Genomic DNA, 16,339 nt, shown 5'->3' on the forward strand with positions numbered 1-16,339 from the left:
TCACTCAACCAAAGTTAATGGCGCGAAAACACCCGCATCTTTATAACCCAAGTTTTTATCACCATTTTTAGGCTCTATCGCCACAGAACCGATAAAATGCTCACGGCTGGCACTGCTGTCGTTATCGCAATAAGCAAGCATGAAACCTAGTTCTTTATTCGGAGTTAATGTTACTGGTTTTGCATCGTTAAATTTTTTACTACCCGCCCTAGTGGTTACGTAATCAAAGCTGTCATCGTAAACATCTAAAGCTACTTCCCAAATAAGTTTATGTGGTGCTGTGGCTTGGCGCTTCCATGCACTTTTAAGGTGGTCATTAAGCAGCATAAAATCAGGTTGGCCATCTTTAGTTTTATAGCCGATATCAACCGCTTGGTTGTCGAGTGCCACATGGTAAGCAAAGGCATTGAAGTTAAATTGGTGCTCGCCACCGGATCTGTCTTCATCAATAAAAATTTCTAAGCAATCATCATCCCAATAGGCATTTAATGGGTCAGGATGATTATCAAAAAGTACATCATCTTGAATTTCCGCTAAAAGATAAATTTTGTTTTTGTCCCACATGATTTTAAAGCGACCAGAAAAGTCTTCAGCACTGGGCATGTCACCTAAAATATGCTGATTAAGTGGTTGCCACTTTGCTGCTTGCCATAACGAGTCCATAAAGCCATCGATAGCAGGCGCTACTTTTGTTTGTTTAGCTTCTATTGCATAACTGCTATTGATGACAAATAAGCCAGCACTTAACGCCAACATTTTTACCGTATATTTAATTAATGTAATTTTCATAAAAACCTCAAGAGTATTTATCTATATATCCTTAAAAGATTAATTGGTAATTAGTGCCATAACCTTTTGTTCAATCTGCGATATTATCGCAGCAGAGCTTTGTTCAATATTAACTAAGCTGATATCTAATTCTTCTCTAACACGCTGCGATAATTTCGGGTGTTCTAAGGCCTGAAACTGACTACGCAACAGTGACATTGGAAAAAAGTGTCCATTACGATTTTTCATGCGCTCACTGATCAATGCCTCGCTGCCATCTAAGAAAAAGAAATGACACTGAAAGCCAACCGTACGTAACATATTTCGATGCACTTTTTTTAAACATGAATGTGCTAAAACCAGTGGTTTATCTTGCTGTGATTCTTTTGATAAAAATAGTGTTAGTCGCTGCATCCACTCGCTTCTTAACTTATCCGTCAAGGGCTCTGAAGCAGACATTTTTGCTTTTGCCTCGTCAGAATGAAAATCATCTGCATCGATATAGTCGTAATTAAAATCATTGGCAACTTGAGCAGCGATGGTTGATTTACCGCTACCGCTAACGCCCATAATAATAAATAGCTTAGTCATATTTACGCTTCATACTCACCAAGGTTACGCAACGATTGTTTTCAAAACAATTTAGCTTGTTATAGGCAATACAACATCTAAACAGTATTGCTTTCCCGGTTGAATATTTTCCAGTTTATTTTTCGTTAATCGCACGCCATCAGCCACTATCATTCGTTGCTTAACTTTTTTACTTCGGGTAATTTTCATCAAAATATCAGCCCCTAAGAATTTACGCTTAACGGTTAAGTTTTGCCAGTGCGTGGGAATTTTAGGGCTAATAATTAACCCTCCGGCGTTGCCTTTCAAACCACATAATTCTTCAATGATTGCTCGATACAACCAAGCAACCGTTCCGGTATTGAAAAGCTGACTCGATCGGCCGGCCATATCTGGATTTTGATGGTATGCCCCACGATAATAATTAGGAATAAAACCCGGCAATTGTTGTCGCACTAAAACATCTTTTTCGCTAGTTAACATCTGCTGAATAATCGCCATGGCTTTATCTGCGTAGCCATGCTGAAATAAGCTATAGGCATAAAAAATACTGGCATGGTTATAGACGGAGCCATTTTCCGCGGTGCCCGGATATTTTTGCGTTAAGCGGCCAATATCTTCTCTCATTTTGGTATAGCTTGGTGCTAACATCATAGGGCCAAAAGGCGTTGCTAATTGCTGACTAATTTCATCGAGCAAACAATCAACTTGTTGGCTAGTCGCCGCGCCACTTAACATTGCCCAACTTTGTGGGTTTAAGTAAATTCTTCCTTGCGGATCGTCAGCAACACCAAAATGTTTATCGTCATCTGTAATACCTCTAGCATACCAACGACCATCCCAAAAATGCTTATTGGCGGCATCATTCGTTGCTTGCGCGGCAAGCTGATACTCAGCTAACTTACTATTTGTTGCTAAGCCATAAGATTCACAAATACTACACCATTTTTTCACCGCATAGGCTGTTGCTAATGATAACCAACTTGAGACACCTTTGCCTTTATGACCCACCATATTAAGTGGATCACACCAATCACCTTGTTCAATGTAACTTAAGCCGCGCGCATCGGTAGCATGAAGTAAATAGTCCATCGCCAATTCAACATGCTCAGCAACCGTTATTAGTTCGTCATGATCTTTAAATCCGACTAATTCCTTTAGAAAATCTCTGTCGTTAGTTTCATCTAAATAGACCTGCAAACAAATAGGTAGCCAAACACAATGATCGCTATGAGGGATAAGATTAATGTACTTAATCTGTGCATCGGAATGCAGCAATACGCCATCAGGAAGACAGCCATTGCGCTTTTGTTGTGAGAGCGTTGTTAACAATGCTTGCTTAGTTTTTTCTGGCGATATAAAGCACATGCCCATCGCATCTTGTAAATAGTTTCGCGTTTGTGGATCTGTGGTCAGTCGATTACTGTCACCATGATAAAATACTTGCCTAGGTAACCAATGATTAACAAATTGATTGAGCGCGACATCTTCACTTTCTAGAGAAAAACTTTGCTGTGATTGCTGAATATAGTTTTGATATTTAGCATTACTTTCATCAAACGCCTGTGCTTTTTCAAAGAAATTTTCTCGGATGCTCTGCACTTCCTCTAAATTCTTACAAGCACCAAAAACAAACTTAAACTGCTTATTTTCTTGGGCAGACAACGCAACATCGTACTGCATAACCGCTATCGGCGTTTGATAATAAGCATTGCTTTGAGCAAGTTTGCTTGCTTTAATTTCATCAGGAAATTGTATTGACCCTTCACCTTCAAATGCCTGTTGGTCACATGTCCAACTTGTCGGAGGTTGTTCAGCCAAAAAGAAGGTATCGTCCTTTAACGACTTATTTTTATAATAATCTTCAAGTTTTTGATATGGCGTGATACTGCTAGCTACTATGGCATTTAAATCTGCATGATAGGCCGCCGACTGATTCATCCATGACTTGTAACCTATCGAAAAACAGGGATATATACTGATATTTCTCGTTTTATTCGTTAAATTTTTAACTTCTAATTGCCACAGTTCTTGGCTCCCTGACACTGGCAAAGATAAAGTTAAAATAAATTCAATCGAAAGATGTTCAATGCGCCAAACAATATCCGTCAAACCAATTGAAAAAGTAAATTTTTCCAATGGTTTACGCATAGGTTCATAAGGTAAAGAAAATACCTGCCCGCTATCATGACACTTAACATAAAAAAAACGTCCGGGGTGGTGTGAAAAATAGCCCTGCTCAGGTTGCATAAAGGTTTTAGCTTCAATATTGGGCGCAGCGGAATATTTGCTCGGCTCAGGTTGCATAAATTGACTTACCGCATAGCCACGACAATTCATATGAATCATCATGGTTTTATTCCATAAAAAACCGCTGGCAAACTTCATCATAACGGGATCAAAGCAATTAATTCTTTTGGTCAATAAATCGTGCTGATACGGAAATATGCTGGTAACCGATGCTTGCTTACTGTTCATCACTTAACTTAACTCCTCAAGCGATTTTCGTTCATTCAGCTCGACTTGCAATTCATGCACAGCTTCGTCAGACAGAGCGTAAAAACGGATAATAAAAACTGAAATGAGGGCAAAGACCCCAGGAATAAGTGTCATCAATAATACGATGCCATTAGATGAGTCAGCAGACTGCACCTGATTGGCAACATACCCCATTGATGCCAGTAACCACCCCATCATGGCTCCAGCCAGTGCACCGCCAAGTTTTTGCGCAAATGCAGCAGCAGAAAAAATCATTGCTGTCGCTCGTCGACCATTTTTCCATTCTGAGTAATCGGCAGTATCCGCATACATAGAAAAAACCAAAGGTGATTTTGGCCCTAAACAAAAGCCGATGATAATTTGCAAAGTAAACATCAAACTGATTTGGCTTTTATCGATAAAATAAAACGCGCTAGACAAAACGGCAACAATGGCCATTAACACCATTAGCAAAGTTCGTTTGTCAAAAAATTTAGTTAGAATTGGCGTGCTCGCTGCACCGAATGCCAACGAAATCATATAGACAAAGGAGAAGCTACCAATCAGATCTTCCCTGCCAACATAGTACTTAAAATAGAAGGTACCTGAGCTAGCTCGCAAGGTAATTGTCATCATGACAATTAGCGCTAAGCTAAATAATATTATCCAAGGTTTATTGTTAAATAGATCTTTAATATCGGTACTAACGGCGGTTTTTTGGCCGACAGGTGGTGCGATTCTTTCACGAGTATTATAAAAGCTGATAATAAATAGCAATGCCGAAACCAAGCCATACAGTGCCATGGTCATTTGCCAACCAAGCGCCTGATCGCCTTGACCCAATTGATTCACTAACGTAGGGGTTAAATAAGCGACTAAACTACCACCAGAAAAGGCACCAATAAAACGAAAACTTGTTAGCGTTGTGCGCTCTTGGCTATCGCCGGTCATGACCCCTAATAACGCCCCGTACGGCACATTAATAAAGGTATAGGCCAGCATCATAAATATATAGGTGGCATAGGCCCAAATTAACTTACCGTCGTCCTGTAAATCGGGCACAGTGAATACCAACACACCAGCAGCAACGAGTGGTAAAATTCCCCACAATAAATATGGTCTGAATTTACCAAAGCGTGTTTGTGTTCTGTCGGCTAATGCTCCCATAACGGGATCTGAAAATGCATCAATTAAACGAGTTACTAGCATCATAGTGCCAACAGCGGCTGGATGAAGACCAAAGACATCGGTATAAAAAATAAAGAGAAATACGTCGAATACCCGCCAATAGAAATTGGACGCGACGTCGCCACAGGCGTACGATATTTTTTCTTTTAACTTAAGAGCTTGCATAAAATATTCCTATCTTTACAGATAAAATAGCACCACAATAAAGTCAATTACTCTTCAGTGATAGTTAAACTACACCGCAGAATTATTCATTTCACTATTTAGTTTAATCATAAACCAATAAAAAATGAAAGCGCTTTCATAAAAATAAATTATTAAATATTTAAAGCGTTAAATATTTATCGAAAAAGCCAAGAGCCTCAATCAAAACAAGGCCAACAAGATAGTTTAAAGTATTTATAATCAATAAGATAAAATAAAAAGCTCAATTTATATACAAATAAATATTGACGTTAATATTATTTTCAACTAACTTTATGTAAGCGCTTACAAATATAAATTGATAAAACCGAACTTTTAAAAAACACACAAAATGTAAGCGCTTACAAAATTACTTATGAATACTTAGGTTGAATGTGATTAAATGTCTCGAGGGGAGATGCAAGTGAATAACAAAATATATAAAAAGTCACGCATAGCTACCAGCTTATCGCTAATTTTAGGCGTAAGCTCTGTTGCACCAGTATATGCGGAAGAGGCGTCAAACGCAGAAAAAGAAATTGAGGTCATCCAAGTTACCGGAATGCGCTCTAGCATTAAAGAGTCGACTAGACTAAAACGCGATGCCAGTGGTGTCGTTGACGCTATTTCAGCAGAAGATATTGGTAAGTTTCCTGATACCAACCTAGCAGAGTCATTACAACGTATTACCGGTGTTTCTATTGATCGTTCCAATGGTGAAGGTAGCAAGGTAACAGTACGTGGCTTCGGTCCTGATTATAATATGGTCACTTTAAATGGCCGTACTATGCCGGGTGCATCACTTGGCGATAATAGTACCCGTGCCTTTGATTTTGCCAACTTGTCTTCAGACGCGATTAAATCTGTCTCAGTTTATAAAACAGGTAGAGCAGATACTGCCACTGGTGGTATTGGTGCAACAATCGATATTGTTACCGGCAAGCCGCTCGACAATCCAGGCACACAAGCAAGCTTTGGCGTTAAAGCATTACATGACACAACCAACCGTGTCGGCAGCGATGTTACACCTGAGCTGTCCGGTTTATTGAGCTGGACAGATGAAGAGGAACGCTTTGGCGCCTCTATCTCAGCAAACTTTCAACGACGTGATAGTTCAGCTGCGGGGGCGTTTGTTAATCAATGGCGTACTAATGCCTATGAAGATATTTCCAGCATTCCACAACAACAGGATGGCACGCCAGCGGTCCTGACCAATGCGCCAGCAGCAGGACAACTATTCTCATTACCGTCTGATTTACGTTACTTTGTACAGGACAATGAACGCGAACGCACCAATGCTCAAGTAACTTTGCAATATCGACCAGCAGACAATTTAACGGCAACGCTTGATTACACGTACTCGAAACAAGACATCCATGCTAATCGTGCAGAGCAATCTATTTGGATGGATACCTATAAATCTGCATTAACCTTTGATGACAATACGGTAAAAACACCAGTTGGTTATAGCGAAGAGCGCCGAGATCAAGCACCACGAGATTTAGGTTTAGCACAACAAGAGTTAAATCAAATTAATGAAAATAAATCTATCGGTTTGAATTTACAATATGAAGTGAATGATCAATTTACCGTCACCTTTGATGGCCACAGTTCATCTGCTGATAGTCGCCCAGGGGCTGAATATGGTAGTTGGGTTAACGCCGGTTTAGGTGCCAATATCGTGGCAGGCCAAGGTGTTAACTTTAACAATGGCCTACCTGAGTTGTTAGTAACATTTGATGATTGTGCAGCAAGTCGCGGCTTGAACTGTAACAACCAATTAGACAACGCAGACATTGGTACTTCAATTTTAGATAAAACTCGTGCACAACAAGAAACCGAAATTGATCAAGTACGTTTGAGCGGCCTTTATGAGTTTGATGAAGGCAGTATCGAATTTGGTATTGAAGCACGCTCAATGGAAAGTCATGCTTTACAGTCAGACACTCGCCATACCATGGGTAACTGGGGTGTTGAAAATCCTGGCGAGCTTCCGGAAGATTTCTTAACACCGGTTAATATTCCCAGCCTAATTGATGACTACAGCACTTCAGGTGTTTATGGTGAAGGTGTAACGGGTAGTGCATCACAAATAGGTGCTTGGGCAGCTGGCACCTACGGCTTTGACTTTTTAGCTCATGACTCATACAGCACTAATCGTAAAATTAAAGAAGACGTTACCGCGTTATTTTTCCAATTCGAACTTGCTGGCGAGTTAGGTGGTATGCCTTACAACTTAAGTGCTGGTTTACGTTATGCAAGCACCGATGTGGAATCGACAGATAATATTGCTTTACCAACAGCTGTAGTTTGGGAAGGAAATAATGACTTCAATGTTCAAAACGGTGGTAGCACTGAGAATTTCTCTGGCTCTGCAGATTATGATCACTTATTACCTAGTTTCGATTTTGATATAGAAGTTATCGACAACGTTAAAGCTCGATTCTCTTATAGCAAAACCATTGCCCGTCCTCGTTATGACCAATTAAGTGCGGCGCCAGGCGGTGTTAGTGGACCAAGTAATCCAACCATTTTAGCTGGAGCACAGCTTGGTACAGCGTCAAGTGGCGATCCAAGCTTAGTGCCGCTTGAGTCTAATAATGTCGATATTTCAGCAGAGTGGTACTTCGAAGATACCAGTTATGTTTCGATTGGCTTTTATGATAAGCGCGTCAGTAACTTTACCGGTCGTGAACCCGTTATTGAAAATGTCTATGGCTTACGAGATGCCACCGCTGGACCTCGTGCTTTAGCAGCCCAAGCGGCACTAGAAGCACTTGGCCTACAAGTAACCGATACCAATTTATTCTCTATGGTGGCGGCAATGGAAAATGGTGTCGATTTCGACTCTATGACCGCCGAAGAATTTGAGCAAGCATATGATATTATGCCGAATTCTGATGATCCACTTATGGATTTCACGGTATCTAAATACGTTAATAACAAAGAAGCAAATATCTACGGTATGGAGTTCGCCGTGCAACACTTCTTTGGCGATACGGGCTTTGGTATTCAAGCAAACTATACCACGGTCAATGGTGATATCGGTTTTGACAATAATGGTGATCCAACCGTAACGCAATTTGCACTTGTTGGCTTAAGTGATACCGCTAACCTTGTTGCCATGTATGAGAAAGACGGCTTCCAAGCACGTATCGCTTATAACTGGCGTGATAGTTTCTTAAATACTCAAGCTCAATATATTAATGAGCCTGGCTATACCGAGTCCTATTCACAAATTGATTTCAATGTTGCCTATGAAGTAACTGAAAATTTATCGGTGTTTTTCGAGGGAATTAATATCACCGAAGAAGATTCACGCACCCATGGTCGTACCAAAGTACAACTTTGGCGTTTAGAAGATTTGGGCGCACGTTATGCACTAGGTGCACGTTACACCTTCTAACATTGAGTAAAATAAAAAAGCCGCAACATTGCGGCTTTTTGTATTAAATGACATTATTAATTTCACTAGTAACAAATAATTAAGTCCACTAAAGGTAAATAGTATTTAGCTATTAACCCTTCCTAATATTAGGTCAATAAAATGGATAAAGCGGTAAAGAAAATTGTCATTGTTGGCGGTGGTAGTGCCGGTTGGCTAACCGCAGGCCTTATTGCTGCAGAGCACAATATTGCTGAACAACAGTCACTAGATATTACGCTAATTGAGTCTCCTGATGTAAAAACCATAGGCGTTGGCGAAGGCACTTGGCCCTCTATGCGCAATACTTTAGATAAGATTGGTATCTCCGAGCTTGAATTTATTCAACAATGTGATGCTTCCTTTAAACAAGGCTCAAAGTTTATTAATTGGCGAGACAATGATAATGGCGAATTTTATTATCACCCTTTTATGACACCTGAAGGTTATAGCCAAGTTAATTTACAGCAACACTGGCAAGCAACTCATTCAGACCTTAGCTACGCCGAAACGGTCAATGTTCAACATTATGTTTGTGAAGCTGGCCTAGCCCCTAAGCAAGCTGCCACACCTGATTATGCCGGAGTAACTAACTACGGCTATCACCTTAATGCGGGTAAGTTCGCCAATTTATTGCAACAACATTGCACAACAAAGCTCGCCGTTAAGCATATTCGTGCGCACATAGAAAATATAACCTCTAGCCCTACTGGCGACATTGAATCTTTGTCTACGAAAGATGGACAAACTATTGCCGGTGACTTATTTATTGATTGCTCAGGTAGTACGGGTTTATTGATCAGCAAGCACTTTAATATCAAACTGATTGAGCAAGGTCATGTCTTATTTAATAACAGTGCCTTAGCAACACAAGTGCCCTACTCACAACACAATCAAATAGCCCCAGCAACCATTTCTACGGCGCAAACCAGCGGCTGGATTTGGGACATAGGCTTACCGTCGAGGCGTGGTGTCGGTCATACTTATTCAAGTAGCCATATCAGTGATGCCGATGCTGAACAACAACTTCGTCGCTATATCGCCGCTTCAATCGGTGAAAAAGAAAGTGAGCAATTAGCCGTAAGAAAACTGTCTTTTACTCCGGGTTATCGCGAGAAATTTTGGCACAAAAACTGTGTTGCTGTCGGCATGTCAGCTGGCTTTATTGAGCCACTTGAAGCCTCAGCACTGGCGATGATTGAACTTTCAGTAACCATGATAAGTGAACAACTGCCGCGCACACGTCAGCAAATGGCTATTGTGGCAAAAAGATTTAACAGCCGTTTTAGCTATCGCTGGCAAAGAGTTATCGAGTTCTTAAAGCTGCATTATATTTTGAGTGCTCGCCGCGATAGTGAGTATTGGTGCGATAACCAACTAGCATCAAGCATACCTGAGCGCTTAACCGAACTCATTGCTTTATGGAAATACCAAGCACCAAGTCGCTACGACTTTATTGAAAACGAGGAAGTATTTCCATCGGCAAGCTATCAATATGTACTTTATGGCATGGGTTTTAAAACCCTCGCGCGCGAATACCAAAGCCAATTCGAAAATAATCAACTTGCTACAAACTTGTTTGCAAAAGTTCAATCACAAAAACAACAGTTCTTGCATGGCTTACCGACTAATCGCACATTAATTGACTATTATTGTCAGCAACAAAAATAAGAGACCTATCATGAAAAATTCTGCAATTAAACACGTTGTCATTGCTGGTGGGGGCACTGCAGGATGGATGACAGCTGCAGCATTTACCAAATTGCTTGGTAATGATATTAAAGTCACCTTGATTGAGTCTGACGATATTGGCACGGTTGGCGTTGGCGAAGCGACCATCCCGCCAATTAAAAATTTTCATAAGTTGCTTGGTATCAATGAACAAGAAGTCATGAAAGCAACTCATGCTACTTTCAAATTAGGCATCAATTTTGAAAACTGGGGAGAAATTGCCGAGCAGTATATTCATTCTTTTGGTGTCACGGGCAAAGAGTGTTGGGCGGGAGAATTTCATCACTTTTGGCTACATGGTCGCAGCCGAGGCCATCAAGAGGAATTCGGTGAGTACTGTTTTGAATTACAAGCAGCGAAACAAAACAAATTTGCTTTAAGCAAAGATACGCCAATTAATTATGCCTATCATTTCGACGCCACACTGTATGCCCAATATTTGCAAAAGTTCAGCGAAAAATTAGGGGTTAACCGTATCGAAGGCAAAATATCTCAAGTCGATAAATGCCCAGACACTGGCAACATTAGCACTATCACACTGGCATCTGAGCAAGAAATAGCTGCTGACTTTTTTATCGATTGTACCGGCTTTAGGGGACTGTTAATCGAACAATCGCTTCATACCGGTTACGAGGATTGGTCACATTGGCTCCCCTGTGACAGTGCTATTGCTGTACAAACAAAGTCAATCTCAAAGCCGCGTCCATATACCCGCTCGATAGCACATGATGCTGGCTGGCAATGGCAAATTCCATTGCAACATAGAGTCGGTAATGGCTTAGTGTTTTGCAGTAAATATTTGACGGATGATGATGCTAAAACATTATTACTCAACAATATCGCAGGCGAAACCATTACAGAGCCTAGAGTAATAAAATTCAAAACTGGTCGACGCAGAAAAGGCTGGCATAAAAACTGTGTTGCTATTGGTTTATCAAGTGGCTTCATCGAGCCGCTCGAATCTACCAGTATCCACTTGATCATGACCGCCATTGTGCGTTTGCTAAGGCTGTTTCCCTATAATGGTGTTACGACCTCTGCGGTTAACGAATATAACAGTAAACTAGACTCTGAGCTAAACGCCGTTCGAGACTTTATTATTTTGCATTATCACGTCAATCATCGCCAAGATAGTCAGTTTTGGCAGCATTGCCAAAATATGGACATTCCATCTTCACTGGCACATAAAATACAATTATTTAAAGAAACAGGTCGAGTTTTCTTAGATGATGGTGATATTTTCCGCGTTGATTCTTGGACGCAAGTCATGCTGGGTCAGGGCTTAATGCCAATGCAATATCATCAAATAGCCAATATTATGAATGATAACGAATTGCAAAACTTTCTCTCAACGATCAAGACTTCGATTTCAGCAGCGGTAGAACAATTACCTGAGCACGAAGACTTTATAAAACAATATTGCTCTTCAGAACTGTAGATAACAGCGTTATCTAACAAAAAAGCAGCCTATTGGCTGCTTTTTCTTATTGGAATAAAATTATACGGCTTGGTTGTTGCCATGAAATTCTATTCTTTCACCAAATTTATTTAAAATATTAACATCGCCTTCGCAAACAGCAATAATCGACTTATCCTGTTTGTAACTTTCAGGGATCATTACTCGACCGGTTTTTAATTGCGGAAAGCTCTCAACACTATGCTGTAATTCAAGCGACTCATCTCCGTAATAAATAATGGTCACTTTTTTCATAGTGAAGTTAATACCCACAGACGTTAGCATTTTTTTGCTCCCTGCTCAGTTAAGCTTTAATTGGTGCTATTTTAACCAACTCAACAAGGAAAACTGTTGTAAAACTGCGCGGATACTGCAACAAATTGTAATCATGCAACGTTTCCGCTAACTATCTATGAGTAATTTAGCAGTGCTATTCTCCTGAGCAACTCATGGTGGCATTGGCCATGTTATTTGGCACTATGGCGATATCAGCAAAACTTAAGCTAACGGCAGCACTGCTGCTTAATTGAAAAGGACTGATCACTTGCGCAAAATTTACTCCCGCTTGTTGGAAGCATTGTAAATCTATTGCCGCATCATGCCATTGACTTGCGGCTAAAGGGCGTAAATATTCGCTTAACGCAAGCGAGCCTTGGCAATCTTGTTCGCATACCATTGCTAAGCCCACCTCATCTTTAATCTCGGAATTTACCCGTAGTGAAAAATTCAGCGTGGCATTGCTTTCGATATAAGCGCGTAAGTCTTCTGGGAAGTTACTGACCAAAGACACATGCGCTAGCTCTGTACCATCAAATGAAATACGACGCGCATCTTCTTGTACGGTTTTATCTAAAGTTTGTAAGGTTATTGCCCCTAAAGTTTGTTTACTTGAAGTTATATCCGACCGTTCTGCACCTGAGGTTAAGCGCATTTGCCACGGCATTTTAGCAGCGCCAGCAAAGAGGGTTAGCGTTGACAATTTATTATGTGTTGTTTGTACGGTTTCATCTAAGGTATTTTCTATCATCACCTTATCCTGATAGGTCAAACCGTATCCAAATTTAAATAACGGCTGGTAGTCCACATCATAATGGTTCGTTGCCGTTTGCTCGGCAGTAGCCGGCCAAGAAAACGAAAGCTTGCCAGTAAAATCGTAATTGACGTTATTATCTGCCTTAGTTAATAACACTTCCGCAATGCCGTGCCCTTCAGTACCCGGCAACCAAGCAGCAACAAAAGCATCAGAGGCATTAAGCTCGGCATTAACCCACATCGGACGCCCACTAATAAATACCGATGCCACAGCGACACCTTGCTGTTTGAGTTTTTTCAACAACGCTAAGTCTTTTTTATTACCACGCTGAAATTCTAAGTTATCGCGATCGCCATGGCCTTCTGCATAAGGTTCTTCACCAAAAACAACAATGGCAACATCCGGTTTTTGTCTAAAGCTACCATCTTGGCTTAATTCAACAGATCCGCCCGCTAAAGAAACTTGCTGTTTGATGCCATCATAAATCGAATTCCCGCCAGGAAAGTCGCTATTCTTATTACCCGTGCCTTGCCAAGTAATTGACCAGCCGCCCGACTGTTTACCGATATTATCGGCCGCGTCTCCGGTCACCAAAATATGACTATTAGCGGCTATCGGTAGAACATTATTATTGTTTTTCAGCATCACCAAAGATTCACGTACTGCTTGTCGCGCTACCTCTCGGTGACTTTTTTGACCAATTAACTCGGTTTTACCTGATAACTTTCGCGCTGCCGGACTAGGCTTTTCAAATAAACCAGCCCGTAATTTCACGCGTAAGATACGACTTACAGCATCATCGATACGGCTTTGCGCTATTTCACCCGACTTTACCTGTGCAATGGTGTTTTCATATAAAGGCTTCCAAGCATCAGTAGGTACCATGAAAATATCTAAACCGGCATTCACCGATTGCGGGCAACTTTCGTTACTGCAGCCCTTAACCTGTCCGTGACCATTCCAGTCGCCAACAACAAAGCCATCAAAGCCCATTCGGTCTTTTAAAATATTTGTCAGCAAATATTTGTTACCGTGATTTTTCTTACCATGCCAGCTATTAAACGATGCCATTACCGACTGTGCACCCGCAGCTAAACCACCAACATAACCTTGGGCATGCAGGTCAAATAATTGCTGTTCAGTTGAGAGGTTATCGCCTTGATCATCGCCAGCAACCGTACCACCATCCCCGAGAAAATGCTTCACGGTACTAATCACTCGATTATCAGCAAGGAAATCTTTTTCTGGCGAACCTTGTAAACCTTTAACCACCGCACTGGCATAATGACGCACGATAGTCGGATCTTCAGAATAACCTTCATAGGTACGCCCCCAACGGTCATCTTGCACAACGGCTACGGTGGGCGCGAACACCCAATCAATACCAGTAACCATCACTTCAGCTGCAGTAATTGCCGCAATTTGTTCAATAAGATCAGGATTGTTTGCCGCCCCTAAACCTATATTGTGTGGGAATAATGTTGCTCCTATCACATTATTGTGGCCATGAACCGCATCCGTTCCCCACATGGTCGGAATAGCAGAGCCATCAAGGCTAGTATCAACCGATGCTTGGTACATGTCTTCTGCTAGTTTAATCCAATCTTGTGGCGTTGCTTGTTTATTATTATCTGGGAACGAACCACCGCCATTCAAGTATGAGCCAAAGCCGTATTTACGCATGTCTTCAACGGTAATGTCTCTGATCTCCGGCTGGATCATTTGCGCGACTTTTTGCTCCAAGGTCATCCCTTTCAGCATGTTTTTAATTTTAAGCTCAAGCTCGGCATCATAGTTCAATGCTTGTGGTATCACAGGCCAAAACTCAGCAACCGCCGCTTGTGTTTCAACTTGGACAGTGCTTTGGTTACTATTTTCACCGTTGTCAGGTTCATTTTTAACATCCACACAACCCAACGTAGCGAGCATAGTGGCCATTAAGGTGGTTCTCGCAAATATAGAAACAGGTTTAGTGGCTAAGTGGTCTTTACCGCTACAAAATTGCTGGATGGCTATTTTCATTATCATTTTCCCAAGTTTAAACTTAAATTTTTCTAATATGTATACGTATTTAAAGCGTTAGTTTCACTCGACTGTTTCGACAACTTTATGCCCTTTAACACCATAATAGGCGATATAAAGATAGCAGAACATAGGTAATATGAAGGCAACGTGTATGCCCACCATGTCAGCCAAAAAGCCTTGTAATAGTGGTACAATTGCGCCACCAACAATCGCTAAACACAAGATGCCAGAGCCCTGGCTGGTGTGTTGTCCTAACCCAGCGAGTGCGAGACTAAAAATCGTCGGAAACATAATTGAGTTGCATAAACCAACCAGTAAAATTGCCGCCATGGCAACACTACCATCTGTGCAAACAACAACAGCGAGGAGCAGTACTGCCGCTACAGCATTAAAGGCCAACACTTTTCCTGCAGCAATTTTTTGCATGACAACAGCACCAATAAAGCGCCCAATCATAGCGCCGCCCCAATAATAGGCGACATACTTAGCGGCTTCAGCTTCAACAATACCGGCAATATTATCTTGTGATAAAAAACTCACTAAGAAACTGCCTATTGCCACCTCTGCACCAACGTATAGAAAAATGGCCAATGCCCCCAAAGGCAAATGTTGGTAATGCCATGCACTACCTTTTTCATTTTGCACGGCTGTATCAACTGAATTTTCTGTAACATCAGGTAACTTTAACCAAGCAAATAAAGCTGCCAGTACCAGTAATGATGAAGCAAGCAATAAATAGGGCAGTTGTACTGATTGTGCTGATTCAGTAGCTGACATTGCTGTGGCCGCTTGATCCAATATTAAATAGGCCCCAAAGAATGGCGCAACCGTTGTACCTAAAGAGTTAAACGCTTGTGTCATTGTTAATCGAGATGATGCGGTAACTTGTGGTCCAAGAGCGCTGACATAGGGATTTGCTGAAACTTGTAAAATAGTGATGCCACTGGCCAAAGTAAATAATGCGGCGAGAAAAACACCATAACTATGTAAAGATGCTGCAGGATAGAACATTGCACAACCAACGGCTGCCACCAGCAAACCAATAACAATACCTTTTTGAAAACCTAAGTTTGCAACAATTTTACTGGCAGGAATTGAAACTAAGAAGTAGGCGCTAAAAAAACAAAATTGGATCAACATCGCCTGACTATACGACAAGTCAAATACTGCTTTTAAGTGTGGAATTAATATGTCATTGAGACAGGTAATAAAACCCCAAAGAAAAAAAAGCGTTGTTAACGATCCCAACGCAAAGCGATAGTCTTTACCTGGTTCATCATCATAATTTGTTGATGCTGCCACTTGTGTTGATAACTCTGCCATCTTGCCCCCTCAAACCCAATATCAATAATCTTAGTTTTTGTATTAATTCGTATCGATTAAATAAAAAGCAGTTGATCTTTTATTTAATAGCCACTAACATTTTAAATGTAAGCGCTTTCATTCTTGCAGAAATTGATTTTTTTTTCAAGCTAAATGTAAG

The 16,339-nt window shown here is 41.0% G+C and carries 10 protein-coding genes; 3 read left to right on the top strand and 7 right to left on the bottom strand.

The window, feature by feature from the left end; genetic code table 11:
- Genes AC27JP_RS18310 through AC27JP_RS18325 form a run of 4 tightly spaced genes read right to left on the bottom strand, consistent with a single transcriptional unit; the run spans position 1 to position 5,169 of the window.
- A complete protein-coding gene (locus tag AC27JP_RS18310) occupies positions 1–789 on the bottom strand; it encodes a sugar-binding protein (RefSeq protein WP_487117374.1) in 789 nt (262 codons plus the stop codon).
- A 39-nt stretch (positions 790–828) separates the two neighbouring features.
- Positions 829–1,359 (bottom strand): gluconokinase, encoded by a 531-nt coding sequence (locus AC27JP_RS18315; RefSeq protein ID WP_487117375.1) that lies wholly within the window; start codon positions 1,357–1,359, stop codon positions 829–831.
- Positions 1,360–1,410: 51 nt separating this feature from the next.
- Complete coding sequence (locus AC27JP_RS18320; RefSeq protein WP_487117407.1) at positions 1,411–3,816, bottom strand: GH36-type glycosyl hydrolase domain-containing protein; 2,406 nt, start codon at positions 3,814–3,816, stop codon at positions 1,411–1,413.
- A gap of 3 nt (positions 3,817–3,819) precedes the next feature.
- Entirely contained in the window at positions 3,820–5,169 is a 1,350-nt protein-coding gene (locus AC27JP_RS18325) for an MFS transporter (RefSeq protein WP_487117376.1), read from the bottom strand.
- Between the two features lie 436 nt (positions 5,170–5,605).
- Here AC27JP_RS18325 and AC27JP_RS18330 point away from each other — a divergent pair, with 436 nt between their 5' ends.
- From AC27JP_RS18330 to AC27JP_RS18340, 3 genes are all read left to right on the top strand, one after another.
- Positions 5,606–8,593 (top strand): TonB-dependent receptor, encoded by a 2,988-nt coding sequence (locus AC27JP_RS18330; RefSeq protein WP_487117408.1) that lies wholly within the window; start codon positions 5,606–5,608, stop codon positions 8,591–8,593.
- Between the two features lie 141 nt (positions 8,594–8,734).
- Positions 8,735–10,282, top strand: coding sequence for a tryptophan halogenase family protein (locus tag AC27JP_RS18335; protein WP_487117377.1), 1,548 nt, complete (start codon positions 8,735–8,737; stop codon positions 10,280–10,282).
- 10 nt (positions 10,283–10,292) lie between these two features.
- On the top strand, positions 10,293–11,780 hold the full coding sequence (locus AC27JP_RS18340; RefSeq protein ID WP_487117378.1) for a tryptophan halogenase family protein: 1,488 nt from the start codon (positions 10,293–10,295) through the stop codon (positions 11,778–11,780).
- Between the two features lie 60 nt (positions 11,781–11,840).
- Here AC27JP_RS18340 and AC27JP_RS18345 read toward each other — a convergent pair whose 3' ends face one another.
- From AC27JP_RS18345 to AC27JP_RS18355, 3 genes are all read right to left on the bottom strand, one after another.
- A complete protein-coding gene (locus tag AC27JP_RS18345; RefSeq protein WP_487117379.1) occupies positions 11,841–12,083 on the bottom strand; it encodes a TIGR02922 family protein in 243 nt (80 codons plus the stop codon).
- A gap of 145 nt (positions 12,084–12,228) precedes the next feature.
- Entirely contained in the window at positions 12,229–14,760 is a 2,532-nt protein-coding gene (locus AC27JP_RS18350; protein ID WP_487117409.1) for a glycoside hydrolase family 3 protein, read from the bottom strand.
- Between the two features lie 156 nt (positions 14,761–14,916).
- Entirely contained in the window at positions 14,917–16,179 is a 1,263-nt protein-coding gene (locus AC27JP_RS18355) for a sugar MFS transporter (protein WP_487117380.1), read from the bottom strand.
- Positions 16,180–16,339 lie beyond the last annotated feature (160 nt).

The sequence above is a fragment of the Colwellia sp. SU-HH01172 genome (genome assembly GCF_057553355.1).